The sequence below is a fragment of the Streptomyces sp. DvalAA-14 genome (genome assembly GCF_900091855.1).
Lineage (GTDB): Bacteria > Actinomycetota > Actinomycetes > Streptomycetales > Streptomycetaceae > Actinacidiphila.
In genome coordinates this window covers 1-26,179 of the sequence record NZ_FMCH01000257.1, presented here as the reverse complement: position 1 = coordinate 26,179, position 26,179 = coordinate 1, and the positions used below count along the sequence as shown (strand labels likewise).

Annotated in this window: 24 protein-coding genes and 2 tRNA genes; 11 read left to right on the top strand and 15 right to left on the bottom strand. The window is 70.2% G+C overall.

Features of this window, described 5'->3' with window-relative positions:
* Both GA0115240_RS13415 and pgsA read right to left on the bottom strand, forming a co-directional pair.
* The coding region (locus tag GA0115240_RS13415; RefSeq protein WP_093736902.1) for a phosphatidylinositol mannoside acyltransferase at window positions 1-864 on the bottom strand (864 nt) is incomplete at its 3' end.
* The gene (gene pgsA, locus GA0115240_RS13410; protein WP_093736901.1) at window positions 861-1,535 is read right to left on the bottom strand and encodes a phosphatidylinositol phosphate synthase; all 675 of its coding nucleotides are present in this window, start codon (window positions 1,533-1,535) and stop codon (window positions 861-863) included. The genes pgsA and GA0115240_RS13415, both read right to left, overlap by 4 nt.
* Before the next feature lie 370 nt (window positions 1,536-1,905).
* Between pgsA and GA0115240_RS13405 the strand changes: the two genes are divergently transcribed.
* Window positions 1,906-4,125, top strand: a complete 2,220-nt coding sequence (locus GA0115240_RS13405; RefSeq protein ID WP_093736900.1) for an elongation factor G-like protein EF-G2 — start codon at window positions 1,906-1,908, stop codon at window positions 4,123-4,125.
* Window positions 4,126-4,454: 329 nt separating this feature from the next.
* Complete coding sequence (locus GA0115240_RS13400; protein WP_093736906.1) at window positions 4,455-6,104, top strand: hypothetical protein; 1,650 nt, start codon at window positions 4,455-4,457, stop codon at window positions 6,102-6,104.
* A gap of 202 nt (window positions 6,105-6,306) precedes the next feature.
* Here the strand turns inward: GA0115240_RS13400 and GA0115240_RS13395 are convergent, their stop codons facing one another.
* Window positions 6,307-6,864, bottom strand: a complete 558-nt coding sequence (locus GA0115240_RS13395; protein WP_176725063.1) for an HIT family protein — start codon at window positions 6,862-6,864, stop codon at window positions 6,307-6,309.
* Window positions 6,865-6,929: 65 nt separating this feature from the next.
* Between GA0115240_RS13395 and GA0115240_RS13390 the strand changes: the two genes are divergently transcribed.
* Complete coding sequence (locus GA0115240_RS13390) at window positions 6,930-7,589, top strand: potassium channel family protein (protein WP_093736899.1); 660 nt, start codon at window positions 6,930-6,932, stop codon at window positions 7,587-7,589.
* Between the two features lie 36 nt (window positions 7,590-7,625).
* Here GA0115240_RS13390 and thrS read toward each other — a convergent pair whose 3' ends face one another.
* The 4 genes from thrS to GA0115240_RS13370 form a co-directional block, all read right to left on the bottom strand.
* Window positions 7,626-9,608: a threonine--tRNA ligase gene (gene thrS / locus GA0115240_RS13385; protein ID WP_093736898.1), complete on the bottom strand. Its 1,983-nt coding sequence runs from the start codon at window positions 9,606-9,608 to the stop codon at window positions 7,626-7,628.
* A 432-nt stretch (window positions 9,609-10,040) separates the two neighbouring features.
* Entirely contained in the window at window positions 10,041-14,066 is a 4,026-nt protein-coding gene (locus GA0115240_RS13380) for an Ig-like domain-containing protein (RefSeq protein ID WP_093736897.1), read from the bottom strand.
* Window positions 14,067-14,497: 431 nt separating this feature from the next.
* Complete coding sequence (locus GA0115240_RS13375; protein ID WP_093736896.1) at window positions 14,498-15,820, bottom strand: MFS transporter; 1,323 nt, start codon at window positions 15,818-15,820, stop codon at window positions 14,498-14,500.
* A complete protein-coding gene (locus GA0115240_RS13370) occupies window positions 15,817-16,425 on the bottom strand; it encodes an ArsR/SmtB family transcription factor (RefSeq protein WP_093736895.1) in 609 nt (202 codons plus the stop codon). The genes GA0115240_RS13375 and GA0115240_RS13370 overlap by 4 nt, the downstream gene beginning before the upstream one ends.
* A gap of 108 nt (window positions 16,426-16,533) precedes the next feature.
* Here GA0115240_RS13370 and GA0115240_RS13365 point away from each other — a divergent pair, with 108 nt between their 5' ends.
* Entirely contained in the window at window positions 16,534-17,289 is a 756-nt protein-coding gene (locus GA0115240_RS13365) for a nucleotidyltransferase (protein WP_093736894.1), read from the top strand.
* 444 nt (window positions 17,290-17,733) lie between these two features.
* Here GA0115240_RS13365 and GA0115240_RS36865 read toward each other — a convergent pair whose 3' ends face one another.
* Entirely contained in the window at window positions 17,734-17,970 is a 237-nt protein-coding gene (locus GA0115240_RS36865) for a hypothetical protein (RefSeq protein WP_161302198.1), read from the bottom strand.
* A gap of 296 nt (window positions 17,971-18,266) precedes the next feature.
* On the opposite strand from GA0115240_RS36865, the gene GA0115240_RS36145 reads away from it, so the two are divergent.
* Window positions 18,267-18,860, top strand: a complete 594-nt coding sequence (locus tag GA0115240_RS36145; RefSeq protein WP_141708828.1) for a hypothetical protein — start codon at window positions 18,267-18,269, stop codon at window positions 18,858-18,860.
* A 51-nt stretch (window positions 18,861-18,911) separates the two neighbouring features.
* Here GA0115240_RS36145 and GA0115240_RS13355 read toward each other — a convergent pair whose 3' ends face one another.
* Together GA0115240_RS13355 and GA0115240_RS13350 are read right to left on the bottom strand one after the other, a co-directional pair.
* The gene (locus GA0115240_RS13355) at window positions 18,912-19,310 is read right to left on the bottom strand and encodes a hypothetical protein (protein WP_093736893.1); all 399 of its coding nucleotides are present in this window, start codon (window positions 19,308-19,310) and stop codon (window positions 18,912-18,914) included.
* Window positions 19,311-19,337: 27 nt separating this feature from the next.
* Entirely contained in the window at window positions 19,338-19,604 is a 267-nt protein-coding gene (locus GA0115240_RS13350; protein WP_093736892.1) for a hypothetical protein, read from the bottom strand.
* A gap of 22 nt (window positions 19,605-19,626) precedes the next feature.
* Between GA0115240_RS13350 and GA0115240_RS13345 the strand changes: the two genes are divergently transcribed.
* Together GA0115240_RS13345 and GA0115240_RS13340 are read left to right on the top strand one after the other, a co-directional pair.
* Window positions 19,627-19,773, top strand: coding sequence for a helix-turn-helix domain-containing protein (locus GA0115240_RS13345; protein WP_218087424.1), 147 nt, complete (start codon window positions 19,627-19,629; stop codon window positions 19,771-19,773).
* A gap of 57 nt (window positions 19,774-19,830) precedes the next feature.
* Window positions 19,831-20,670, top strand: a complete 840-nt coding sequence (locus GA0115240_RS13340) for an alpha/beta hydrolase (protein WP_093736903.1) — start codon at window positions 19,831-19,833, stop codon at window positions 20,668-20,670.
* Here GA0115240_RS13340 and GA0115240_RS13335 read toward each other — a convergent pair.
* A complete protein-coding gene (locus tag GA0115240_RS13335) occupies window positions 20,656-22,134 on the bottom strand; it encodes an XRE family transcriptional regulator (RefSeq protein WP_093736890.1) in 1,479 nt (492 codons plus the stop codon). The genes GA0115240_RS13340 and GA0115240_RS13335 overlap by 15 nt on opposite strands.
* A 303-nt stretch (window positions 22,135-22,437) precedes the next feature.
* Here GA0115240_RS13335 and GA0115240_RS36860 point away from each other — a divergent pair, with 303 nt between their 5' ends.
* Both GA0115240_RS36860 and GA0115240_RS13330 read left to right on the top strand, forming a co-directional pair.
* Window positions 22,438-22,593, top strand: coding sequence for a hypothetical protein (locus tag GA0115240_RS36860; protein ID WP_161302196.1), 156 nt, complete (start codon window positions 22,438-22,440; stop codon window positions 22,591-22,593).
* Complete coding sequence (locus GA0115240_RS13330; protein WP_093736889.1) at window positions 22,583-22,990, top strand: ATP-binding protein; 408 nt, start codon at window positions 22,583-22,585, stop codon at window positions 22,988-22,990. The genes GA0115240_RS36860 and GA0115240_RS13330 overlap by 11 nt, the downstream gene beginning before the upstream one ends.
* A 156-nt stretch (window positions 22,991-23,146) precedes the next feature.
* Here the strand turns inward: GA0115240_RS13330 and GA0115240_RS13325 are convergent.
* The 3 genes from GA0115240_RS13325 to GA0115240_RS13315 form a co-directional block, all read right to left on the bottom strand.
* A tRNA-Val gene (locus tag GA0115240_RS13325) sits at window positions 23,147-23,221 on the bottom strand.
* Window positions 23,222-23,243: 22 nt separating this feature from the next.
* Window positions 23,244-23,756: an SRPBCC family protein gene (locus GA0115240_RS13320; RefSeq protein ID WP_093736888.1), complete on the bottom strand. Its 513-nt coding sequence runs from the start codon at window positions 23,754-23,756 to the stop codon at window positions 23,244-23,246.
* 177 nt (window positions 23,757-23,933) lie between these two features.
* A tRNA-Val gene (locus GA0115240_RS13315) sits at window positions 23,934-24,005 on the bottom strand.
* A 395-nt stretch (window positions 24,006-24,400) separates the two neighbouring features.
* Between GA0115240_RS13315 and GA0115240_RS13310 the strand changes: the two genes are divergently transcribed.
* Both GA0115240_RS13310 and GA0115240_RS13305 read left to right on the top strand, forming a co-directional pair.
* Window positions 24,401-24,814 (top strand): SsgA family sporulation/cell division regulator, encoded by a 414-nt coding sequence (locus tag GA0115240_RS13310; RefSeq protein ID WP_003959770.1) that lies wholly within the window; start codon window positions 24,401-24,403, stop codon window positions 24,812-24,814.
* Window positions 24,815-25,015: 201 nt separating this feature from the next.
* Window positions 25,016-25,576 carry a CGNR zinc finger domain-containing protein gene (locus GA0115240_RS13305; protein ID WP_093736887.1) on the top strand — a complete coding sequence of 187 codons (561 nt, stop codon included), beginning with the start codon at window positions 25,016-25,018 and terminating at the stop codon, window positions 25,574-25,576.
* A 27-nt stretch (window positions 25,577-25,603) separates the two neighbouring features.
* Here GA0115240_RS13305 and GA0115240_RS36855 read toward each other — a convergent pair whose 3' ends face one another.
* Window positions 25,604-25,813, bottom strand: coding sequence for a hypothetical protein (locus GA0115240_RS36855; protein WP_176725062.1), 210 nt, complete (start codon window positions 25,811-25,813; stop codon window positions 25,604-25,606).
* Window positions 25,814-26,179 lie beyond the last annotated feature (366 nt).

The following is a 26,179-nucleotide window of genomic DNA, read 5'->3' as shown; positions in this document are numbered from 1 at the left end:
CAGGCGCTGCAGCATGTGCCAGTCCTGCGGGTGCTCCGCGATGCCGGCCGCGTACGCGTCCGCGAGGGCCTGCGTCATCACCCGGGTGCGCTGCGGCCGGTCGCCCTCCTCCGGTACCGGGACCGGCGGGTGCACCCGGCCCTGCATGACGGGCGACTCGTCGTACCAGAGGGTGACCGGGAGAAGCAGCGCGCCGGTCTGCTGGGCGAGCATCGCCGGCCCGGCGGGCATCCGGGTCGGCTCGCCGAAGAAGTCGACCTGGACGCCGCCGGCCGACAGGTCGCGGTCGGCGACCAGGCAGACCAGCCCGCCGGCCCGCAGCCGCCGGGCCAGCGTGCCGAAGGCGGCGCCGCCGGTGTGCGGCAGCACCTCCATCCCCAGGCCCTCCCGGTAGGCCACGAACCGGTCGTAGAGCGTTTCCGGCTTGAGCCGCTCGGCGACCGTGGTGAACGGTGTCTCCAGTTTCGTGGTGACCCACGCGCCGGCCAGGTCGTAGTTGCCCATGTGCGGCAGCGCCAGGATCACGCCGCGCCCCGCCGCCAGTCCGTCGGTCAGGTGGTGCACGTCGGCGGGGTCGAAGCCGCCGCGGATCCGGTCCTTGCTCCAGGTGGGCAGCCGGAAGGACTCCATCCAGTAGCGCAGGTACGAGCGCATGCCCGCCCTGGACAGCTCGCGCAGCGCGTCCGGGCTCGCGTCCGGCACCACCCGGGCCAGATTCGCCTCCAGCCGCTGGACGCCCTTGCCGCGCCGCCGCCAGGCCAGGTCGGCGACGCTGCGGCCGAATGCCCGGGCGGCCGGTTCGGGGAGCGTTTTGACGGCGCCCCAGCCCAGGCCGTACAAGCCGTCCGTGAGGCGTTCCTTCACACGCCGCTCCCGTGGTCCGCGGTCTCGCGCGCCAGCGCGGCGTCCGCCTCGGCGGACTCCCGGCGTACCGTGACCACCCGCTGGACCAGGGTGATCAGGCTGCCCACCGCGACGACCCACAGCGCGATCGGCAGCAGCCACTGGATGCCGGGCACCCCGAAGGTCCGGTGGAAGCCGGACAGGCCGCACAGCACCAGCGTGATCACCAGCCGCTCGGAGCGTTCCACCAGGCCGTTGACGTTCACCGGCAGGCCGATGGCCTCGCCGCGCGCCTTGGTGTACGACACGACCTGGCCGCTGGCGAGGCAGAAGATGGACACCGCGCACAGCACCTGGTCGTTGCCGTGACCGGCGTACCACAGGGCCAGCCCGCCGAAGACGGCGCCGTCGGCGAGCCGGTCCAGCGTGGAGTCCAGGAAGGCGCCCCAGCGGCTGGAGCGGCCCATCTGGCGGGCCATGTTGCCGTCGACGAGGTCGGAGAAGACGAACAGCGTGATCACGACGGTGCCCCAGAAGAACTCGCCCCTGGGGTAGAAGGCCAGCGCGCCCGCGATGACTCCCGCGGTGCCGATGAGGGTCACGGCGTCGGGGCTGACCCCCCTGCGGATGAGAAATGCGGCGAACGGCGTGAGAACACGCGTGAAGAACGCACGCGCGTACTTGTTCAGCATGGCCTTCCCGACAGGTCGGTGGATCGGAACGAACGACGGCGCCCCACTACGACGATCACCGGCGAACCAGAAACGAACGACAGTGAGCGTCACCGAACGGCAACGGTCGTCTGTGGACGGCGCGGCGGACGACGAGGTGGAGCGGGCGGACGACGGACACGAGCGTGGAGCACGGCTGCCGGACGGGCCGCCGGATGGCCCATCGTAGCCAGCCCCCGCGCGCCGAACACGTGTGGCACCGCCCCGACCGGCTCCCGCCCCCTTCGCCGACCCCCGGATCACCGCCGCGGGTACGGCATATGGACGTGCCATGACTGCCGTGGGAAGGTCGGAAGACCCCCGTGGGAGGACGGACCGGGAGGCGAGACACATGGGTGGTGGATCCGACAGGAAAGACACGACACCAGGCGCCGCCGGCAGAGTACCGGCGGCCGACCGCCCCGAGCAGGTGCGCAACGTGGTGCTGGTCGGCAGCAGCGGAGCGGGCAAGACGACTCTGGTGGAGGCGCTCGCGCTGGCCACCGGGGCGGTGAACCGGGCGGGCCGGGTCGAGGACGGCGGCTCGGTCTCCGACCACGACGAGATGGAGCGGCGGCAGCAGCGGTCCGTGCAGCTGTCCCTCGTCCCGGTGGAATGGGGCGGGTTCAAGGTCAATCTGCTGGACACCCCGGGCTACGCGGACTTCGTCGGGGAACTGAGGGCCGGTCTGCGCGCCGCGGACGCGGCCCTCTTCGTGGTCTCGGCCGCGCAGGACGGCGAGGGCATCGGCGGCGCGACCCGGATGGTGTGGGACGAGTGCGCGGCCGTCGGCATGCCGCGGGCCGTGGTGGTCACCCACCTGGAGTCGGCCCGGGCCGGCTTCGAGGAGATGGCCGAGCAGTGCGCCCGCGAACTCGGCGGCGACGATCCGGACGCGGTGCTGCCGCTCTACCTTCCGGTGCAGGGCCCGGCCGGGCCGGACGGCCACGCGCCCGTCACCGGCCTGGCGGGCCTGCTCTCGGGGCGCGTGTACGACTACTCCGGCGGCGGGCGCACCGACGCCGGGGCCGGACCCGGGCTGGCCCCGGAAATGGAGCGGGCCCGCGACCGGCTGATCGAGGGGATCATCGCCGGGAGCGAGGACGAGACCTTGATGGACCGTTACCTCGCCGGCCAGGACATCGACCCCGGGACGCTGGTGGCGGACCTGGAAAGGGCGGTGGCCCGCGGCGCCCTGCACCCCGTGCTGGCCGCCGCGCCCGCCGCGGAGGGCGCCCGGCAGGGACTGGGCACCGTGGAGCTGCTGGAACTGGTCACCGGCGGCTTCCCGACCCCCCTGGAGCGCTCCGCGCCGCCCGTCACCGCCCCCGACGGCGCCGACCGGCCCGCGCTGGCCTGCGACCCGCAGGGCCCGCTGGCCGCCGAGGTCGTCAAGACCTCCTCCGACCCGTACGTCGGCCGGATCAGCCTGGTCCGGGTCTTCTCCGGCACCCTGCGGCCCGACGAGACCGTGCACGTGTCCGGGCACGGCATGGAGAGCCGCGGGCACCAGGACCACGACGTGGAGGAACGGGTCGGCGCCCTGTCCTGTCCGTTCGGCCGGCACCAGCGTCCGGTGGCGTCGGCGGCGGCCGGGGACCTGGTGTGCGTGGCCCGGCTGACCAGCGCCGAGACCGGCGACACCCTGTCCGGCCGGGACCGGCCGCTGCTGATGGAGCCCTGGCTGATGCCGGATCCGCTGCTGCCGGTGGCGATCGAGGCGCACAGCAAGGCCGACGAGGACAAGCTGTCGCAGGGCCTGTCGCGGCTGGTGGCCGAGGACCCGACGATGCGCCTGGAGCAGAATCCCGACACCCGCCAGCTCGTCCTGTGGTGCCTGGGCGAGGCGCACGCCGATGTCGCCCTGCAGCGGCTGCGCGGCCGCTACGGGGTGCGGGTCGACGCCGTCGCGCACCGGGTGCCGCTGCGCGAGACCTTCGGTGAACGGGTCACCGCGCGCGGCCGGCACGTCAAACAGTCTGGCGGGCACGGCCAGTTCGCGATCTGCGACATCGAGGTCGAGCCGCTCCCGGCGGGCTCCGGCATCGTGTTCGTCGACAAGGTGATCGGCGGGGCGGTGCCGCGGCAGTTCATCCCGTCGGTGGAGAAGGGCGTCCGCGCCCAGGCCGCCCGGGGTGTCACGCCCGGCCACCCGGTGGTGGACATCAAGGTCACCCTGGCCGACGGCAAGGCGCACCCGGTGGACTCCTCCGACGCCGCTTTCCAGACCGCCGGCGCACTGGCGCTGCGCGAGGCGGCCGCGACCGCCCGGATCGATCTGCTGGAGCCGGTCGCCGAGGTGCGTGTGCTGGTGCCCGACGCGCATGTGGGCGCGGTGATGAGCGACCTGTCCGGCCGCCGCGGCCGGGTGCTGGGCAGCGAGGCGGCCGGCCCGGGCCGCTCCCGGGTCACCGCCGAGGTCCCGGAGCTCGAGATCGGCCGCTACGCGGTGGACCTGCGCTCCGTCTCGCACGGCACCGGACGGTTCTGCAGGGCCTATGTCCGCCACGAGCCGATGCCCGCCGGGGTCGCGGCGAAGCTGCGCCGGCAGAAGGGGGCGCCGGCCGGCTGAACCGCCGCCTGACCGGCCGGTGGAACGGCCGCCCGAACCGCCGGGGAACGGCCGGCCCGACCGCCGAAAATCCGTCAGTCGATCATCCGATGAGCGCCAACTGTGCTCTCGTCCGGGCCAATCGGCGGCTCGCGGCCACCCCGCGGGCCGCCGCGCCGCTAATGTGGTGGGGGCCGTGAACGTGTGATGTGACGGCCGGTGGGGAATGGGCCGGTCGGAAGCGTTGTACGAGCGGATGTGGGCACGGTGGGAGCGGGCGCCGCAGGGCGACCGTCCGGCCGGGCGGGTGCGGGCAGTAGTGGGCGGAATCGGACCGGCTGGGGGCCGTGGTGACGAACGGGTTCGACTTCAGCCCGGGGGCGCAGGTCCCGCTGACGGGCCTTGACGGCGGCACCGCCGCCACCCAGGCGCTCGCCTCGGCCGCGTACCGCGACTCCCCCGTCACCGCCCTGGTCGACATCAACGAGGGCGCGGCCGTCTCCGCCCCCCGGCTGTCGCTGTTCCAGCCCAACCTCGGCGAGGCATGGGCCCGCGCGGTCCAGAACCGGATGCTCGGCGCCTCGCGGGGCGAACTGGTGCAGTCCTTCGGCGTGGAACCGCAGTCGGTGGTCGAGCACTGCCTGGCCGCCAACCGCATCCGGCAGGAACGCGACAACCGGCTGGCGATCCTGATGGGCGTCTTCGGCGTCCTGTTCCTGCCGGGCGTCCTGGTGTGGCTGGGCGCCTTCCAGCTCCGCAAGACCCTCTCCGCGCTCAGCGGCAAGCGCAAGGGCGCCGGCGCCTTCGGCGGCGTCGTGCTGGCCGTGGCCATCGGCTTCACCGTGCTGCTCGCGATCCGGCCGCCCTTCAGCGGCTTCTGGCGCGAGTACTTCCGGGTACTGATGATCGCGCCCGTCATCGGCTGGTACTGGGCCAAGCGGATCTGCGAGCGCACCGCCAAGGACCTGCGCGACCGGTGGGACGGCCTGGTCAAGGGCAGCGGCATCGGCGCGAAGATCCCCGAGGCGGTCCCCCGCAACCCCAACCAGATCCGCGCCGAGTCGCTCCGGCAGAGCCTGGCCAAGCTGTCCGCCGAGCAGGCGAGCAACGTCGTCTTCTACGCCGGCCCCAAGGGCATACTCGGCATGGGCAGCCGCTGGGGCTCGTGGCACATGGCCGAGGAGCTGGTCCCCCGCGAGGGCCTCGCCGAGATCCACCCGTTCCGCAGCTGGGACGTGGTCCGCGCCATCCACGACCGCCTGCGCATGCTGGAACGCGGCCCGCTGCACACCGGCGGCTTCCCCAAGGCGTCCATAAAGCACTGGATCGTGGTGCCGATCGGCGCGGGCGCCGGCAAGATCTCCCGGCCCACCGGTTCGGACGTCGACGGCTTCTCCGTCAAGGACTTCGAGATCCAGCGGATATGCAACGAGCAGCAGTTCGGCAAGGGCAGCCGCCACTACCTGGGCATCCAGTTCGTGCTCTGGGACGGCAATCTGGTGATCACCCTCATGGTGACGGTCACCGTCCTCGCCCACACGCTGCGGGTCGAGGTCACCGGACACGCGCTCGGGCCGATCGACGGCCTGTTCACCTCCGGGCCGCCGGCCAAGGAGAAGACCATCACCAAACCGATGAAGTTCTGGGAGACCAAGACCGTATCGCTGCCACTGATCGACACCGGTGAGGTCGTCCGGCTGGCCGCGCGCGCCCCGCTGACCCGCTTCCCGTCGATCCTGGACTACCTCGGCGGCACCTTGAAGCTGCCCGAGCCGTTCGGGCTGCGGCACACCTGGGCGGACAAGCCGTGGCAGCACCGCTTCATGGCCGACGACGCGCTGCGCGCCGCCACCCCGGTGCTGCGGGCCGTGCACGCCGCCGCCATCCACGTCATGACGGAGAACGGCGTGGACACCGCCCACTTCACCAACCGCTCGATGGTCCTCAGCGGCCTGGTCCAGGGCGTCGAGCCCCGGAAGGCCGACGCCTACGACGTGTAGGGCTGCCCGCCCGGGGTTGCCGGGGCGGTGGGGCCGGCGCCCCACCGTCGCGGCCGGTCGCGCCCCGGGGTGGTGCGGCGTTTCCACCAAGGCCGGCCACTCAGGGGCGCGAGGAACCGCGCGGCCCGCCCACGCGAGGCGACAGGTCCGGCGGCACCAGCACGTGGCTCGGCCGACGGCTACGGCGGCCAGGCGCCAGCCGTTACCGCGGCCAGGCGTCGGCCAGGATCTTCCGGGTGTCCGCCAGCAGCTGCGGCAGCACCTTCGTGTGCCCGACGACCGGCATGAAGTTCATGTCGCCGCCCCAGCGGGGCACCACATGCTGGTGCAGATGGGCGGCGATGCCGGCGCCGGCCACCGAGCCCTGGTTCAGCCCGATGTTGAAGCCCTGGGCGCCCGAGGCCGCGCGCAGCGCCGTCATCGCGTGCTTGGTCAGCTCGGCCAGCTCCAGGGTCTCGGCCGCGTCCAGGTCGGTGTAGTCGGCCACGTGCCGGTAGGGCACCACCATCAGGTGCCCGCTGTTGTACGGGTAGAGGTTGAGCACCGCGTACACGTGCTCGCCACGGTGGATGACCAGCCCGTCCTCGTCCGACTTGGCCGGAATCGCGCAGAACGGACAACCGTCGCCGGCGCCCGGGCCGGTGGGCTTGTTCTCGCCCTGGATGTACGCCATCCGGTGCGGGGTCCACAGCCGCTGGAAACCGTCCGGCTCCCCCACCCCGTCCTGCTGTTCCGGCTCACTCGTCATGCCGAGAAGCATAGGACTTCGGTGCCCGGAAGCGTGTCGGCGGCCCCAGCGCCGGCAGCTGCCCCGATCCTGACCGGATGGACGCCGACAGCCGCCTGTCCCGCTGGGAGACCCGCAGCGAACTCCCGCTGTCGATGGCCTCCCTGCTCTTCCTGGGCGCCTACGCCGTCCAGGTCCTGGACCGCGGGCCGGCCGGGCCCTGGCGCACCCTCTGGCTGGCCGTCACCTTCGCGATCTGGGCGGTCTTCGCCGCGGACTACGCGGTCCGCTGGTGGCTGGACGGTCACCGTCCGCTGCCCCGGTACGTCCGCCACCATCTGCTCGACACGGCCGTCCTGCTGCTGCCGCTGCTGCGCCCGCTGCGCATCATCCGCCTCTACGACGCGGTCCAGCGGCGCCGGGACCGGCCCCGGCTGAGCCTGTACGCCCGGGTGATCGCCTACGCCGGCAGCAGCGCCGTGCTGCTCGGCTTCGCGGGCGCTCTCGCGGTCTACCAGGCCGAGCGCGGCGCCCCGGGCGCCACCATCCGCACCTTCGGCGACTCGGTCTGGTGGACGGCCTCCACCCTCACCACGGTCGGCTACGGCGACATCACCCCGGTCACCCCGCTCGGCCGCACCCTGGCCACCGGCATGATGATCGCCGGGCTGGCGCTGCTCGGCGCGGTCACCGGGGCCTTCTCCTCCTGGCTGATCCAGGTGTTCACCCGGGACGACGAACGGCCCCCGGCGGGCTGACAAGCAGCGCGCCGGGGGCCGTACCCGCCGTACGGCTCAGACCTGGACCCGGCGCTCCACCACGTCGACGAGCTTGGCCAGCGCCACGTCGCGGGCGATGCCGTTCTCCTGGGAGCCGTCCCGGTAGCGGAAGGACACCGTGCCGTTGGTCATGTCCTCGTCGCCGACGATGATCATGAACGGCACCTTCTGCTTCTGCCAGTTCCTGATCTTCTTCTGCATCCGGTCCGAGGCCGCGTCCACCTCGACCCGCAGCCCGCGCCGCTTGGCCTCCGCGGCGAACTCCTGGAGGTAGGGCACATGCGCGTCGCCGACCGGGATGCCGACCGCCTGGACCGGGGCCAGCCAGGCCGGGAAGGCGCCCGCGTAGTGCTCCAGCAGGACCGCGAAGAACCGCTCGATGGAGCCGAACAGCGCCCGGTGGATCATCACCGGCTGCTGGCGGGAGCCGTCGGCCGCGGTGTATTCGAGGTGGAAGCGGGCCGGCTGCTGGAAGTCGACCTGGATGGTCGACATCTGCCAGGTGCGGCCGATGGCGTCCTTGGCCTGGACCGAGATCTTCGGGCCGTAGAAGGCCGCCCCGCCCGGGTCCATGACCAGTTCGAGGCCCTGCTTGCCGGCCGCCTGCCGCAGCTGCTCGGTGGCTTCGGCCCATTCCTCGGCCGAGCCGATGAACTTGTCCGAGTCCCCGCGGGTGGACAGCTCCAGGTAGAAGTCGTTCAGCCCGTAGTCGCGCAGCAGGTTGAGCACGAAGGTGAGCAGCGAGTCCAGCTCGTCGGGCACCTGCTCCCGGGTGCAGTAGATGTGCGCGTCGTCCTGGGTGAAGCCGCGGGCCCGGGTCAGGCCGTGCACGACGCCGGACTTCTCGAAGCGGTAGACCGTGCCGAACTCGAACAGGCGCAGCGGCAGTTCGCGATACGACCGCCCGCGCGCGTCGAAGATCAGGTTGTGCATCGGGCAGTTCATTGCCTTGAGGTAGTAGTCCTGCCCCTCGAACTCCATGGGCGGGAACATGCCCTCCGCGTAGTGCGGCAGGTGGCCGGAGGTCTCGAAGAGCTTGGCCTTGGTGATGTGCGGGGTGTTGACGAACTCGTAGTCGGCCTCTTCGTGGCGGCGCCGCGAGTACGCCTCCATCTCCTTGCGGATCACCCCGCCCTTGGGGTGGAAGACGGCCAGGCCGGAGCCCAGCTCGTCCGGGAAGGAGAACAGGTCCAGCTCGGTGCCGAGCTTGCGGTGGTCGCGCTTCTCGGCCTCGGCCAGGAACTCCAGGTGGGCCTTGAGCTCGTCCCTGGTCGGCCAGGCGGTGCCGTAGATCCGCTGCAGCTGCGGGTTCTTCTCGCTGCCCCGCCAGTACGCGGCGGCGTTGCGCATCAGCTTGAAGGCCGGGATGGCGCGGGTGGTGGGCAGGTGCGGGCCGCGGCAGAGGTCCTTCCAGCACAGCTCGCCGGTCTTGGGGTCGAGGTTGTCGTAGATGGTCAGCTCGCCGCCGCCCACCTCGACGTCGGCGCCGTCGTCGGAACCGGCCGAGGAGCCCTTGATGCCGATGAGTTCCAGCTTGTAGGGCTCGGCGGCGAGTTCCTCGCGGGCGTCGTCGTCGGTCACCACCCGGCGGGCGAAGCGCTGGCCCTGCTTCTGGATCTCCTGCATCCGCTTCTCGACGGCCTTGAGGTCCTCGGGGGTGAACGGCTTGTCGACGTCGAAGTCGTAGTAGAAGCCGTCCTTGATCGGCGGGCCGATACCGAGCCTGGCGTCCGGGAAGATGTCCTGGACGGCCTGTGCCATGACGTGGGCGGTGGAGTGCCGCAGGATGTTGAGGCCGTCCTGGCTGGTGATCTCCACCGGCTCGACCTCGTCGCCGTCGGCGACCTCGTGGGCCAGGTCCTTCAGCTCACCGGCGATCCGGGCGGCGACCACCGAGCGCTCGTCCCGGAACAGCTCGGCCGCGGTCGTGCCCGTCGTGACCACTCGCTCTTCCGGTTCGGCGGAATCGCGTTTGATGATCACACGGAGGTCTGACACCGGTCTGCTCCTGACATGGGCGACGCTTGAGATGGCTCACCGGCGGCCGTCGTGGCCGCCGTACCCTCGAATCGTACCGAGCCCGGCGCGTTGCGCGTCACGGCTTTTCCCCCCGGCCGCCCGCCCGCCGCCGTCGGCGCCCGAGCACCCGGCGCGCGACTCACCGCGGCGGCTTCACTCCGGGTCCCCGCCGCAGGCGTCCTCGAACGTGTCGATACCGCCCTGGAGCGATGTCAGCAGCCGGTCGCGTTCGGCCTCGTCCACGTGGACCGGGGTGACCGGGCCGGCGCCGCCGAGCCGGCGGAAGCCGCCGCGGTGGCCTGAGCGCTGTCACCCGGCGGTCATGGCGACGGCCGGGGCCCCGCGACGAGCGGGGTCCCCGGCCGAAGACCTGTCCGCGGCGCTCCTTGGGCGCCGGGTCGGCTGCGGTCGTTACTGCACGGTGACCGCCGCGGTGGCCGGCGCCGCGGGCGTGGCCGTCACGTCGCCCGCCGTGGCGGTGAGCGTGTGCGCTCCGGCGGCCAGGGCGGCCGAGGCGGTGCAGCTCCAGGTGCCGTCGTCCGCGACGGTGGCGGTGCAGAGCGTGCTGTCCTCGGCCTTGACGGTGACCGTGGCGTCCGGCTCGGCCGTTCCCGAGACGGCCGGGGTGGCGGTGACGGTCGCGCCGGCCGCGGGCGAGGTGATCGTCACCGGCGGGGCGAAGTCGGTGGCGTTCGGGACGCCGTCCCCACTGATCTTCACGGTGACGCTGTGCACGGTCACCTGGCCGCCGCCGTTGCGCAGCCGGAAGTCGGCGCCGGAGTGCTCCTGGCCGCCGAAGTAGGCGTCGGAGGCGGTCACCGTCGCGGTCTTCCAGGTGTTGGTCCCGGTCAGCTGGATGCTGGCGGTGGACTTGTAGGGGTCGGCGGAGCCGTTGTCGTAGTGCACGGCGAAGGAGCCGGAGCCCTGGTCGAAGTAGGCCACGGTGAAGGCCGCCGAGTAGTAGCCGGCGTGGGCGACGGAGTCGTCGATGTCGAAGTAGATGTTGCTCTGGGTGCTGGTGCGTGCGGTCAGGCCGTCGATCACGGAGGCGGTCGTCGGCCCGTCGAAGCCGCCGGAGGGCTTCTCGTCCTCGCTCATGCCGTAGGCGTAGTTCGTCGCGCCCACCACCGAGCCGACCACCGCGGTACCGGGCGGCAGGTCGGAGGCGTCGAAGGCGATGCCCGCGGACGGGTCACCGGTGAGCCCGCTGGGATCGGTCGCGGTGGCGGTGACGGTCTGCCGCCCCGGGGTGAATCCGCCACCGGGGGCGCAGCTCCAGGCGCCGGTGTCGTCCGCGGTGGCGGTGCACAGGGACGTCGTCCCTTCGTGCACGGTCACGGCGCCGTCCGGGATCGCCGTACCCGTGACGGCGGAGGAGAGTTTGACGGTCGCCCCGCTGCGCGGGGTGGTGATGGCCGGCGCGGGCGGGAAGGCGTGCTGGTCGGGCACCCAGGGGCCGGTGACGGTCACGCCGACGCTGTGCACGGTGATGCCGCTGTGGTCGGAGTGCAGGCGGAAGTCGGCGCCGGCGTTCTCCAGACCGCCGAAGTAGGCGCCGCCGAGGTCCAGTTCGGCTGTCTTCCAGGTCTGACTGCCGGTCAGTGTGATGGTGCCGGCGACGTGGTTCCGGTCCTGCGGCCCGGCGTCGTACTGCACCGAGACGGTGCCGGTGCCCGAGTCGAAGTAGGACACCGCCAGTTGCGCGTCGTAGGCGCCGGTCGCGGCGATGTCGTTGTCGAGGTCGAAGTACAGGTCGCTGCCGTCGCGCTTGGTGGGGTCCCCGGTGGTGCGCGCGGTGAGGCCGTCCACCACGGAGGCGGTGGTGGTGGCACCGGTGGAGCCGGGGTAGTCGACCTGGGTCAGGCCGTAGGCGTGGTTGGTGGCGCCGAGAACGGTCCCGGCGGTCGCGGTGCCGGTACCGGACTGGGCGGTGGTGTCCAGGCCGATCTGGACGCCGCCGAGATGCCGGGCGGCGGTCGGTGCGGCGCCGGTCACCGCGGCGTGCGGCAGCGCGGTGGTGGGCGCGGCGACCTGCTGCACGAGGTACGTCTTGCCGGCCTGGACCGGGACGTCGATGATGTCCTCGCTGCCGGCCGGGACGACCACGTGCCCGTTCTTGCCGTTGACGACCTCGACCTGCTGGCCGGGCCACGGGTTCTTGACCCGCTGGGTGCCGGTGGCGCCCGCCTCGATGGCGGCGGTGACCAGGGCGCCGCCCTGCACCTGGACGTCGACCCTGCCGTTGTTCTGGACGGCGACGCTGCCGCTGCCGTCCCAGTCGCCCGGCCAGGCCGGCGCGAAGCGGATGATGCCGTCGTAGTCCTGCGCGAGGGCTTCGTCGACCGCGGTCGCGGCGCCGGACTCCTGCTCGATGTAGGGCTGGTAGCCGACCGAGTTGCCCAGATCGGCGAACCCGTTCGGGTACACCTGGTGCCCCTCGGTGATGGAGATCAGGTCACTGCGCACCTCGGCGGGGTTCTGCAGCCGGGCCGCGTCGATGGCGTCCATCGACCAGTCGTTGCCGCCCTTGTTGGGCCGGTGGGCGTAGCTGCGCTGCTCCAGCGAGAAGGAGTTGCTGTCCTGGTCGCTCACCGTGTTCCACGGCCACAGCGGCTCCAGCTCGATGTTCTCGCCGTTCTGGCGCGCCGCGGCGGGCTGGTACGAGATGGCGATCATGTCGGTGCCGGTTGCGTCCGCCGCCGCCGTCTCGGCCGCGGTGTAGTCCGGGTTCAGCAGCTGGGTCCGGGTGGTCTGGTCGGTCCGCGGGTAGGGCGGGATCTCGGTGATGGCCTTGGTGACCTGCTGGACGAGGGCGGCGTCACTGGTACGGGCCGTGCCGAGCTTCTTCGCGGCCTGCTGGATGATCGGGAAGAGCGTACGGTCCACCGCGATGTCGGTGGTGGGGTCCTGGACGGCCCACTGGGTCTCGTGCGCGTTGGCGTTCGCGTGCAGCAGCCCGTCGGGGCCGACCTTCTGGTAAGCGAGTTGGAACTCGGCGGTGGACTTCATGAAGGGGAAGTACTTCTTGAGCGTCTTCACGTCGCCGGTGGCCTGGAACTGCTGCCACATGTAGAGCGCCACCTCGGGCCCGCTGGAGATGTCCAGCGCGTTCCAGTTCGGCGAACTGGCCTCACTGCAGTTGCCGGTCGGGATGTCGAGGCCGTTGCCGTTGAACCGCATGGTCTCCGGCACGCAGGAGCCGGGCAGGCCGCCCATCGCCAGCTTGGTCCATGCCTCGATGTCGGCGGTGTCGTCGGCGTACATGTCGAAGATCGGTGTGTTGAGCTGGTAGTTGCCCGAGCTCATGTTGGCGGAGATCTGGGTGCGCAGATTCCACAGCCAGTACGCCGACGGCGTCCAGGTCTGGGTGTCCTTGTCCCAGGCGAACATGTCGGCCTCGCCGGCCTGGCTGCCCGGGTAGATGCCAGCCTTCATGGACGCCGCTTCCTCGTAGAGGTACAGCGTGCGGAGATTCTCGATGTAGGCGGCGCTGCCGTCGGCCGAGTTCATTTCGACCAGGCCGGAGTTGGTCCAGTAGTGCTGCCACCACTTGTCCTGCGCGGACATCAGCGCGGACTCCCGGGCGGTCGCGTCACCGCCGATCAGCTTGACGGCCGTCCTGGTGGCCGTCTTGGCGGCGGTGCCGCCGTTCCACCCGGGCGAGGCGACGACGACCCGGAAGGTCCCGTCGGCGCGCGGGGTGAAGCTGACCTTCACCTGGGTGGGGCCGGCCACGGTGGTCTGCACCTTCCGGCCGCCGGCGGTGATGGCCGCCAGTGACCCGAAGGTCTTCCCGCTGCCGATCGGCGGACCGCCGTCCACCCAGGTCTCGGCGAGGGTGCCGACGGTGCCGGACACCGCGGCGGCCGGCTTGCGGGGAGACCACAGGTTGATGGTGGCGCTCTGGGCGACGCCGGGGTCGGCGCCGGCCACATCGACGATCAGCTCGTCCTTGTCCGTCGCCACCCACGCCTTCATCGACATGCCGCCGCCGGACTCGCGCAGCACGCCGTCGGTGAGGTCGAGCCGTCCGGTGAAGTCGCTGGCGTGCGAGATCACCGACAGGCCGGGGATGTTGAGCTGGCCGGGCGACTTGCGGTCCGGCATGGTGTCCGAGCGGTTCAGCTGGGCGGTGAAGCCGCCGGCCGCCCACGCGGCAACGCCCAGCGATCCGTTGCCCAGCGGCGTGGACGCGGTGGGCGACACGTTGGGCGATCCGAGCACGATGTCGGACCGGCTGACGACCCCGGCCGGATCGAGGTCGAAGGCCCCGTGCTGCCAGGCGGTGGTGGCCGTCGTCGCGGCAGCCCCCTCCGTGGCCGCCACGGCTCTGCCCGGGCCCACCAGGGCAAAGCCGGCGAGTGCGGCGAGCAGCGCCGACCAGAGCGAGAGGGCACGGCGGAGCCGCCCCCTTCGATACACGGGGATGATCTGCACGGGGCCCTCCAGGGCTGTACGACGCTCGACCGGCCGATGCGCGGCAAGTGGTCCGATGAATGAACCCGGCTATGCGCGTAGTTGAACGCCGTTGCTGGCGAACTGTGGTGCGCGGCCACGTAACATCGGACCACTGCCGTTCTAATCCATCCACGGCCGTGGCGTAAAGACCTGCGACAGCGCTGACCTCCCCGACCTCCGGGGACGGTTGCGGCCGGCGCCTCGCCAGGCGTCCTCCGTCCCGCGGGTCCCTTTCCACCCGGCGGCCGTCCTTCAGGGCGGGCGGCGCGGCGGCGGCGCGGGCAGCGGCAAGGAGGTCAGCGGGTCGAGCGGCGGCGGCGAAGATCGCCGCGACGGCCGACGTGGTGAGGCAGGTGCGCGTTCCGGCCGCGCGATCCGCGCCGCCGCGCCGCGGATCGGGGCTTCCGATGTCACGGTTTCTTCGCCGCCACCTCCGTGTCCGCCCGCCCGGCCTGGTCTTGTGCCGGCGCGGCGGCGGGTGCCTGGTCCAGGGTGCGGATGCGCAGCACCGGTGAGAAGACCAGCCACAGCACCGACAGCGCGCCGCCGCCCGCGGCCAGCAGCAGTGTCGCGCGCAGTCCCATCGAGGTGGCGAGCACGCCGCCGACGGCGGCGCCGATCGGGCGCACGCCGTAATTGACGGTGCTGTACGCGCCCGAGACCCGGCTGCGGATCCCGTCGTGGATGACCGAGGTCTGCAACGAGTTGAGGTTGACGTCGAAGAACATCACCCCGATCCCGGACAGGAACTCCGCCAGCGCCAGTGCCCCGCCGCGGACCCACAACGGCCCGCCGGCGAGGGCCGCGACGGCGATGGGCGCCGGATAGAGCACCGCGCCCACCGCGATGCTGGGCCCCACGCCCCACCGGCGCGACATCCGGGGTGCGATCACCCCGCCCAGCAGCCCCCCGGTCGCCCCCACGCCGAGCGCCAGGCCGATCTCGCCGGCCGTCAGGTGCAGCACACGGGTGGCGAACAGCACCGTCAGACCGGTACTGGCGATGAAGGTGAAGAAGTTGAGGGTGGCCGCGCAGCCGAGGGTGACCCGCAGCAGCGGGTGGCGGACCACGAAGGTCATTCCCTCCCGCGCCCGGCGCAGCAGCGAGGGGTGTGCCTCGGCGGGCGGCGGCTCCTCGGTGCGGATGCGCCCGACCAGGAAGGCGGAGACCAGGAACGACGCCGCGTCCGCGAGGACGGCCACCGGAGCGCTCAGCGCCTGCACCAGTGCCCCGCCGATCGCCGGGCCGGCCGCGTAGGAGGCCGAACGGCTGGTGCTGAGCTTGCTGTTGGCGTCCACGTAGGACGCCCGCGGCACCAGATGGGCGAAGAAGGCCGAGTAGGCGGTGTTGAACACGACCGCGGCGGTCCCGGTCAGGAACGCGACGGCGTAGAGCTGCCCCAGCGTCACGACTCCGGCCAGGTACGTCACCGGCAGGCTCAGCAGCACCAGCGCGCGAGCAAGGTCGGCGACGACCATCAGCCGGCGCTTGCGGGTGCGCTGGTCGACCCAGGCGCCGAGCACCAGGGCCGCCAGGTTCGGCGTCCAGACCAGTGCCGTCAGCCAGGCCACCTTGTTGGCGGAGGCGTGCAGCGTGGTCACGGCGATGAGCGGCAGGGCCAGTTCGGTGATCCGGTCGCCGAACTGGGAGACGGTCTGTCCGGACCAGAAGCGTACGAACCGCCCGTCCCGCCAGAGGGACCCGGGGGCCGCGGGCGGCGCCGCGCCGCTCACTTGCCGCCCCCCGCGGGCAGCCCGGCGCGCTCGGGCAGGACGTAACGCATCAGTCGCACCCGGCGGCCGTCCAGCGGCCGGTCGGCCGCCTCGCGGGTCACGTAGGGCGCCAGTACCCGTTCGAACTCGGCCTCGATGAAGGCGAGTTCGCTTGCGCTCACCACCACCCGGGTGTTGGCCAGGCCGGCCAGGCGGCGCCAGACCGGCTCGAGCCCGGGCTCGACTTCGGCCACCCAGCGGGCGGGTATCTCCCCGGCCTGCACGAACATCTGCTGGGACAGCAGCCGTGCGGCCGACCTGCCCTCCTCGTCGTCCGGATCCTCCGGTACCTCGAAGCGGAAGCCCCGGGCCACCGCCTCCCAGCGCCGGTACCGGCGGTCGGGCCCGGGCTCGCTGTCGCGCACCAGGCCGAAGCCGGCCAGGTGGCGCAGGTGCCAGCTGATGCCCGACGGCGAGGCGTCGATCTCCCGGGCGAGTTCAGTTGCGCTGGCCGGACCGTCGCGGCGCAGCAGGTCGAGGATCGCCAGCCGCACCGGATGGGACAGGGCGCGCATCGCCTTGGGGTCGGTGATGGTGAGGTCGCCCAGCAGATGATCGCTATCCATGACGTGAAAGTATTCTTTCACGATTGGCGGGAGTCAATACTCCTGCCGTCCGCATCGGTTGGACCCGGCTCGTCGCGGCGGCCGCCGACCGCGCGCCAGACTGTCCCCATGGCAGATCAGCTCACCGAGCAGCTCCTGATCCGTTTCGTCGGTGCGGCCCGGCCCGTGGTACCGCTGGTGTCGATGTGGGCCCACGGGTCGCTCGCCGGGGGTGACTACCAGGTGGGCCGGAGCGATCTTGATCTGATCGCCGTCCTGGACCGGCCGTGCACGGCGGTGGAGGAAGAGCGGCTCGGAGAGCTGCACGAGAGCCTGGGCCGCGCCGTCCCCCTCGCGGCGAAGCTGCACTGCAGCTACCTCGCGGCCGCCGAGCTGGACGATCCGGCCCGCTCGCACCTCACCTGGGCCCACGAGGAGCTGATGCGCCGGCCGGTCACCCCGGTGACCCGGCGAGAGCTGCACGAGTTCGGGCGCGTGCTGTACGGGCGGCCACCGGCCGGCCTGCTGCCGGTGGTCACCGACGGGCAGCTCGCCGCGTTCGTCGTCGCGGATCTCCGCGACTACTGGCGGCCGGCCCTGGCGCACCCCGAGCGGTGGAAACGCGATGTCTGGGTCGACGTCGGCCTGTTGACCCTGGCCAGAGCGGTCACGACGCTGCGGAACGGCACCTTGATCACCAAGGCCGAGGCGCTCGACGTACTCACCCGACTGGGCGCCCCCGGCGAGGTGGTGGCCGACATCAGGCAGCGCCGCTACGGCGAGCCCGCCCCTGCCACCGAGCGGTGGATCAACCGCCGCGCGGAGCTGACGACCGCCTTTCTCGGACCTGCGATCGACCGGGCCGCCGCCGCCCACACCGGGTGACCGACGGCCGCTGCCCACGCCGGGTGACCGACGAAAACCGCCCCACCCCAATCGGCCGCTGATGGGCCGGGCTCGGAATGGGGCGGATCGGGTGGGCGACACGGCTCACTTCTGGACACAAAAGCCCAGCTCCAGGCCCTCCGGCACCTTGTCGCTACCTTGCCAGGACCGGACGCGCGGCCTGTAGAGCGGGAACCGGCACCGAAACAGGCACCGCTAGGCGGCTCAAGGACCAGGAAATCGCAGACCTGGTTACGGCCTACGAGACGGGTTCGACCGTGTACCAGTTTGCCGACCGGTTCAGGATCGAACGCCGGACAGTGAGCGAGATTCTCAAGCCGCAAGGCGTAGGGACGTATTGGCAACGGCTCACCGAGGCCGACATCGACAAGGCCGAGCACCTGTACGCCCAAGGCTCGTCCTTGGCTCGAGTCGCCGATTTTTTTAACGTGAGTGCCGACTCTGTGCGCCTGCATCTCCACCAGCGCGGCGTGCAGCTGCGAGACCCACGCGCAGGCTTGCCAGCACTGTGTACAGAGCCAGATACCGGATCTTAAAGACCGTGTACTCAAGCTTCAGCACGTCAGAACCGGCAGTGATGACGGAATCGACAAAGTTCATCATCGCCTGAAATCCAGTCAGTACGCCGTTCAGATCGGCGATTTCCTTGCCGTTGAACACTTCCGCCGCCGCCCTCGAATGTCGCGCCGAGCTTCGCGAAGGCTCCTCCGTACTGCTGGGTGATACTGGCTACGTAGGGGCCACCGTCGTCCGCAAGCAGTCCGGATTTGACGAAAGTCGGAGCCAGTCTATTGGCAATATTCTCGTCGTCGGCAGGTTTCATCTCAGCACATGAGCTCGGTGCTGGCGTCGACTACAGCATCGTGCGTGCGTTGTCCGCATAGTGGTTTCAACTCTCGGCAAGGGGGCATGTCAGGCCTGCGCTTAGCCGCGGCTAGCTAGAATCAGGGAGTGCCATGACGAGTCCCACTAATCCCAACAGTAACATTGATGCGATAACGGCCGTATATTCTTCTACCAGGGCCGACAACTCCTCGATCATGAACATAGGACTAGCCCTCGTCGGAGTTGGCGCCACGTACGCAGTCGGCACTCTCGCTTTCGCGGACAAATTCGGCAGTGTCATTCCCTGGAATCTTGTGCCAGCGCTCCCGCTCTTAATGTGGATGATCGCAGCGTTTCATTCGCAACTCACCATCTGTGCCATGCTGAACGCTGTCACCATCCAGAGGCTCGAAAAGGAGCTTCTTCTAAGAACAGGGCTAGCTCAATCAATCCGCGATGTCATCGGGTACACACCCACGGAGAAGATCATGAACATTATGATCTCTCGCTGGCCACACAAAATCACCACGGCTATTACCTACGTAGGGGTGTTCGTGGTAGTCGGTGGCTATACAGCATACGTTCTCGTGAAAGCAAGTGCACACATAGGCGGGATGATCTACGTTTACGGTGCCATCTATGCCGGGGCGGCCGTAGCTGTTCTATGGGCATGGCAGGACGGCCTACAGCAATCCGAGGACAACAAAAGAGAAGCAGGCCTTTAGGCCTGAGGCGAGCGGACGCGGCTTTCGATCACGCCAAAGAACGGCGCCGGCTCAGAATGACTCTGCCCCCTGGTAACGTGCCGACCGCGGCTTGCTGTCAACGGAAACCTGCACCAGCTCGAAGACCTCGGCCGACGCTGCACCCAACCCGTCTATCGGCTCGAAGTACCAAGCCGCTGCAGACGCTGGATCGGCAGACAACTCCCGGAAGGCGTCCAGATCGGAGACGCAGGAGAAGCGCAGTACAGGGCCGGCCGGCACGACGCGGTACTCCCAGCTCACCGTCACCACGAACATCGAGCCACGGCCAGAGGGCGGCCCGGATGCCCACGGAGCCAGGGCAACGGTGACATGTGCGTCTCGCCGGCGTTGCTTCGCACCGATGATCTGTTCCCGAAGGTCCTGGTAGGCGTCGGCGGCTAGATCCTTGTCGCCGAGGCGGATGGCCAACGTGTTTTCGACGATGCGGTCGAGCGTCTACGGGGAGGCCACGTTCCTAAGGGAGTCCGGTGCGAACGCGAAGCCGTCCACCACCGCGTCGCGGGTGGCTGGCGCTTCCTCGACGAGCACCTTGCGCAAGCGCTCGGGCCGGACCTCGGCGTCGGCCTCGTCGACGTACTCGAAGAAGATGGCGATGAGGCCGGTCGTGAACAGCGCCGAACCAATGTTCATCACCGGTAGATCGCTCAACCAGCTGCTCGAACTGTGGGCGCTGCTCCAGTGAGCCAGCAGCGTCAGGGCCACGCCGGCCACGTTTATCGGGCAGGTGGAGCGCGGCCAGCGCAACCTGTCGCTGCACAACATCCTGAAGCTGGCCGAGATCCTGGGAGTCGATCCGGGTGAGCTGGTGCGCGGGCTTCGTCCACCCGCAGCCGACGCGGACGGAACGAGCAGTGGCCTCCCTGATCGGTAATCCCTGCTTGACTTGGCCACCTGTCTGCCGCTGGACGCCCCTATTACGCTTGCCGCCATGCCTTCCGACATCGTGACCATCCGCAGCCTCGACGGTCTGCGCCTGGCGGCAACTCTCGTCACACCGCGGGATCGTGCGACCAGCGCTGTGGTACTCGTCCACGGCGGCGGTGTCACGCGGGAGGAGGGCGGTTTCTTCGCTCGCTTGGCGGACGGTCTCGCCGACGCCGGCGTGGCTTCCCTCCGTTTCGACCTCCGCGGACACGGTGAGAGCGAGGGTCGCCAGGAGGAGTTGACGCTCGCAACCATCCTCAACGATATTCGCGTCGCCCTGTCGTACGCACGGGAAGCCACCACGGCGCAGGACATCACCCTGCTTGCTGCGAGCTTCACCGGTGGCGTCTCGGTCTATTACGCCGCACATCGGCCGTCGGAAGTCACGCGCCTGGTGCTGTTCAACCCGCAGCTGAACTACAAATGGCGGACCGTCGACAGCCGGCCGTACTGGGTGGACGAGTCCATCACCGAAGAAGCTGCCCAGGAGCTCAACAAGTCCGGCGGGATTCGGTTCACGCCCACGCTGCGACATGGTCGGCCCTTGCTCAACGAAGTCTTCTGGTTCCCGACACAGGAGGCGATCCGTCAGGTACAAGCGCCGACGCTCATCGTCCACGGTGACGCCGACACGCTTGTTCCTGTCGAGTCGTCACGCGAAGCCGTGCCTCGCTTCCGGGCTCCGGTCGACCTCATTGAGGTTCCGGGTTCGCAGCACGGCTTCGCCGTGCACGATGATCCCCAGTACCTCGACCCGAAGAGCCAGGAGTACCAGGCCTTCGTCATTCGTACCGTGGCCGCCTGGCTGACCGCGGAACCGGCGTCAAGTTCAGGCGACGTGTAGGGCTTCGCGGAACTCACGCACAGCGGGACGACTGCGCCACCGCGCAAGTGATTGCAGTACCTCACCGAGAACCTGCACTGTGCGCTGTGACCTCATGGCGTGGGCTACGCCGGCCGACTCTCGACCGACGTTGGCGGCTTCGTCCGGTTCGCCGCTGAGCGCCAAGGCTGCCGCTCGCCGTGCGTTGAAGAAGCCGCCATCTCGAACCGAAAGGCCGCCGGCTGCGATGACCTCGCCGAACAACTCTGCTGCCATGCCGGGCTTGCCCGCTTCCGTCAGAGTGACGGCGTTACGGAGCAGGAGCGTGCTTTCCGTGAAGTACGCCCCCAGTTCGTGATGATCGTCCGCAGCAAGGCCAAGCAAAGCTTGGGCATCCTCAAGCTTCCGTCGAACGCTGACGAGCGGTTCGCCGAGCATGGCGGCCCCGAGAGCTGCTTGTTGCGTCACCTCGGCCTGCACCCGGCGTGGAAGCTGCCAGCGCGCGTTCGCAGCCGCTTCGGCCAACGTGAACAGTCGCGCGGCATCCCGTTCGTCATAAGCCATCTGTGACTTTTTGAGGAGCAAATAGCCTTGCATGGCAGGGTCGTCAGCCTCTTGCGCCCACTCCATCGCGCGGTCGTACCAGAACCCGGCGATGTCTGGCCGGTGGATGTCGCGGTAGAGCCATCCGGCGAACTCTGCACCGTCGGCTCCGACCGACAGCAGCTCGCGGCGGACGTTCGCAGATGCATCTCGGGCGCTTTGCTCGATCGCACCAAGCATGCCAAGCACCAGCGGCAGCGCGCGCTTCGGCCCAAGCGTTCCGTCGTCCTGCTTGTAGGACGCGAGTTGCGTGCGGAAGCGCGTTACGGGAGGGCCATCCGCCTGTCGGCGTGCGTCGGTAAGGGCTGAGGCAACTTGCTGAAGATCAGTCAGGCTCAGACCTGGCAGTGCGGCAACGGCGAAGCTGCCCTGGAGTACGGATCGGCGGTTAAGGGAAGTCATCGCGTCTTGCTCCGTGGCGCTCGTGGGGTCGCTCGCGTCGCCGGCCTGATCCGACTGCTCGAGCAAGCTGCCAAATCCGCTGATCGCCAGGGCGTGCGCATTCACTGGAACGAACACCGGCCGGCCGTTGACTACCACCGGCAAGAGCGCGTCGCCTGGAGACTGCGTTGTCACTGCTGCTGGTGGTGCTTCGGCGGCTTCCGCAGGCTTCTCGCTTGGCAGTTTGAACCACAGTAGGTAGCCCGGGATGCGCAAGCTATGCGCCCAGCTCATGAGCTTGCCGAGGTCCTGCGGTGCAGTGCTGGCGCTCTCGATACGGCTGAGCTGCGCCTGGGTGAGCCCGAGCCACCCGGCGAGCGTCTCCTGCGATACGACCCGGCTGTGCCACGGGTGAACGCGATAGGCATAGAAGACCTGGCCCATGTGCCAACCTGCCAGGGCCTCGCGGAGCCGGTCGTCCTGCCAGAACTCCTCGGGCACCTCCGGCGGTTGGGCAATGGACGCGGTTTCCCGTCGGCGCAGACAGGAAGCACATAACGCGCCCCGGTTGTCGCGGGCCAGCCGCGTACCGCACGAGCAGTGCCGAACCTGTTGCTGTGCCATTCCGTACCCCAAGGCCGCCATGCGCCAGTGCCAAAGGCCAAGCCTACGGACAGTAGCCAGGCGGTGCCCGGCAGTCCATACGTCCCGCGCATATCCACCCATGCAGCGGCGCCATGACGCCCAGCTGGTACTTCCGCCCACGCTCCCTAGGGCTCGTCCCTCAGGCACAGGAGCAACAGCATGACAACAGCCGCAATCCGACCACGCCTTTACGGCTACTTCCGTCTCCTCGACGGCATGGACGACGAAGCCATTCACCGGGCCCGCCAGGAGAAAATCAAGGGCACGGTGTTCATCGCCGCCTTGACCCCCGGGACGGCCGACCATGATGGCTGAAGCGATGGTCAGCACACTGGACTTGGCTGCTCGCGCCGAGGCGACCCCGTGGGCACGTCACCACGTGCGCGACGTGCTGAGTGCCTGGCAAGTGGCCGACGAACAGATCGACATCACCGAACTGGCCGTCTGCGAGCTGGTCTCCAACGCCGTGCGACACGTTGCCGCGGGCACACCCGAAGCACGCGTCACGCTGACGCTTCGGCATGACAACGCCCAACTCATCGCCGAGGTCGCCGACCCCGACAGCCGACCGCCCCTGGTCCCCACCCAGGCCTCCGACGAAGCTGAGAGCGGCCGGGGCCTGCTCATCCTGGAGGCCGTCTCCAAGGAGTGGGACTACTACCTGCTGCCCGCCGGTGGAAAGGTCGTGTGGTGCACGATCGCGTTGGGGTGACGGGGGCGCCGAAAGCGCCATCGATCTACAAGCGACGACGTCCGCTGTGACGGCACCACGAACCACCCCGGCCGGGGAAGGGCGCTGCCGGGCAACCAACAGGGGCCGCCCTGGCGGACGGCCCCTGGAAGGTAACGGGTTCCCATGGTCAAACTGTGGTGGGCGATACTGGGATCGAACCAGTGACCCCTTCGGTGTGAACGAAGTGCTCTCCCGCTGAGCTAATCGCCCGGGACGTCGTGAACCATACCGGTCAACCCGGCTCGGCTTCAAACGCGATGTCCGGCCGGGGCGTGGCGGCCAGGCGGGCGCGCAGGCCGGTCAGGCCGCCGCGCATCATCAGGGCGTGGTTGGCGCGGAAGAGCGGGCGGCAGGGGACGGCCAGCAGGCGCATCAGGCGCTTGCGGACGACGACCTCCTGCTCGAAGACCAACCGGGTGCCGGGGTGGGCGCCTTGGGGATCCGCGGCCGCCGTGGCGTCCAGGACGGTCCACCGCACCCACCCCTCCAGATCGCCGGCCATGGCGACTTCGAGGACGCGCCGCCGCGGGTCCTGCCGGGTGGAGCGGGCGGTGACCCGCAGGTCGTACGGGAGGACCGAGCGGAAGCGGAGGTCGCCGCTGGTGTCGCCGGTCTGCCGCACCTCGCGGATCTGGGGCCACCACTCGGGGTACAGGTCGGGCCGCTCCAGCAGGCGGTAGACGGCGTCGGGCGCCGCGTCGAGGTGCCACACGGTACGGAATCGGTAGTGACTCCAGCGGTCCATGCCCCAAGTGTGCGCGCCGGACGCGTGGTTGGGGGCGGGCCGGGCGCCGCCGGACCCGTCGCGCGACGACCTCGGCGCACGAAAACGCCGCCCGTCGAAGGACGGACGGCGCTGCCGGGGAAATCATCGCGCTCGCCCCGGCCCTTGCGGACCGAGGGACGAGCGGGATGATCGCGGTGGGCGATACTGGGATCGAACCAGTGACCCCTTCGGTGTGAACGAAGTGCTCTCCCGCTGAGCTAATCGCCCCGGCGTGCCGACAACGATACCGCACCCGATCAGGGCGCATGACCACCGATCGCCCGCCGGCCACGCCCCGCACCTCCGCCGGCCACCGTCCGGCCAGCCCGGGGACGGCCCCCGGACATCGCGGGCGGGCCGCACCCCGAAGGCGACCCGCCGGGCCAGGAGCGTGGGCCACGGCTTTGCAGCCTCCATTACCCTCCGTAGTCGCATTTCTAAACATACCGGACGCATGACCGTCACTCGATTGGGTGCTCCACGGGGCGAAACACTAGGCCGTACGAAGTACCAGAAGCTTCACAAACCGCTCAGAGGGGTTTACAACGCCCGCTCAGGTGGCAAGTCGATTTCGCCGACGTGCGAATCCCCGAGCGCACACTGAGCGAAAGGCCATGGCGCTTATGAACACCACGGTCAGCTGCGAGCTGCACCTGCGCCTCGTCGTGTCGAGCGAATCCTCACTGCCTGTACCCGCGGGCTTGCGGTACGACACGGCCGATCCGTATGCCGTGCACGCCACCTTCCACACCGGTGCCGAAGAGACGGTCGAATGGGTGTTCGCCCGCGATCTGCTCGCCGAGGGGCTGCACCGCCCCACCGGTACCGGCGACGTCCGAGTCTGGCCGTCCCGCAGCCACGGTCAGGGCGTCGTGTGCATCGCCCTCAGCTCCCCAGAGGGCGAAGCCCTGCTCGAAGCCCCGGCCCGGGCCCTGGAGTCCTTCCTGAAGCGGACGGACGCCGCGGTACCGCCGGGCACCGAGCACCGTCACTTCGATCTCGATACGGAGCTCTCGCACATCCTCGCGGAGAGCTGACCCCGTATCCCGACGTCCGCGGCCGTCCTACTCGGGGGGACAGCCCGGATCGCCGGCCGCCGCACCAGACCCCGGTACGGCAGCCGGCCACCGCGTTCGTGAGAGCCGCCAGCGTGGGGACCACACCTCACGGTGACGGCTCTCGCGCGCTAGAGTCACCGGAACCGCAGCCAGCGGACCCCGCCGGCAGGGAGCGATTCCGTGCTGATCAACCATGACACCAGGTGCGCGCTCGACAGCGTCGTCGACCTGGTCAACACCCAGCCGCAGATCGAGGGGCGCGAAGGCATCGCCGACGTCGCCGCGCTGCGGGGGTTCGTGGAGCGCAACCGGATCAGCGAGGTGGGCCGGCTCGACGAGCGCGACGTCAACGCCGTGCAGGCGGTCCGCACCCGCTTCACCGAGGTCTTCGCCGTCGACGACGACCCCACCGCGGCGCACCTGCTCAACGCCATGATCGCCGAGGCGGGCACCACGCCCCGGCTCACCGACCACGACGCCTACGACTGGCACGTGCACTACTTCGCGCCCGGCGCCTCCCTGGCCGACCACCTGGCGGCGGACTGCGGGATGGCGCTGGCCTTCCTGATCGTCGCGGGCGAGCGGGACCGGCTGCGGCGCTGCGAGGCGCCCGACTGCCGCCGGGCCTTCATCGACCTGTCGCGCAATCGCTCCCGCCGCTACTGCGACAGCCGCACCTGCGGGAACCGGCTGCACGTCGCCGCGTACCGGGCCCGCAGGCGCGAGGCCAACGCCTCCTGACCCGCCCGACCGCCTGCCCGCCCCGACTCAGGTGAACAGCAGGTCCCAGGCGGCGCCCCCGCCGATCAGTCCGCCGATCACGGACAGGAAGAGCATCAGCGGCGGCTGTGACAGCGCGTAAAGGCACCCCTTGGGCTCGACGAACACCCGCTCGGGCTTCGCCTTCGCTCTCGCCCTCGTCCGCCGCTCGGGCGCCGCGGCCGGCCCGGGCCCGCACCCGACCTTCGCGGCCGGCACGGCCGCCTCCACCGGCGAGGCCGGCGGCACAAGCGGCGCCGGCGGCACCACTACCGATTCCGCTGCCGGCGGCGACGATGCGGCGGGGACGAGGGAGGCGGGAGGGCGGCGAACAGAGGGTTCGGCATCGTCCGGCCACGGCGGGGCCAGACGATCCCCGGGGTAGGTCAGCACAGCCCGATGATCTCGGGCGAGCAGGACTGCGGAGGCCCCAACACGCAGAGTTTACAAGCCTGTTTACCTGCGTCTCGGATGCCGGAATCCGCCAGCCGAGACAGCCTGTCTCATATAGTGTGCGTCGGATATCGCCCCGCAGGACGCCGTTCATCGGCCCTCGCGCTGCCCGAACCGGCCGCTGCGCTGCGC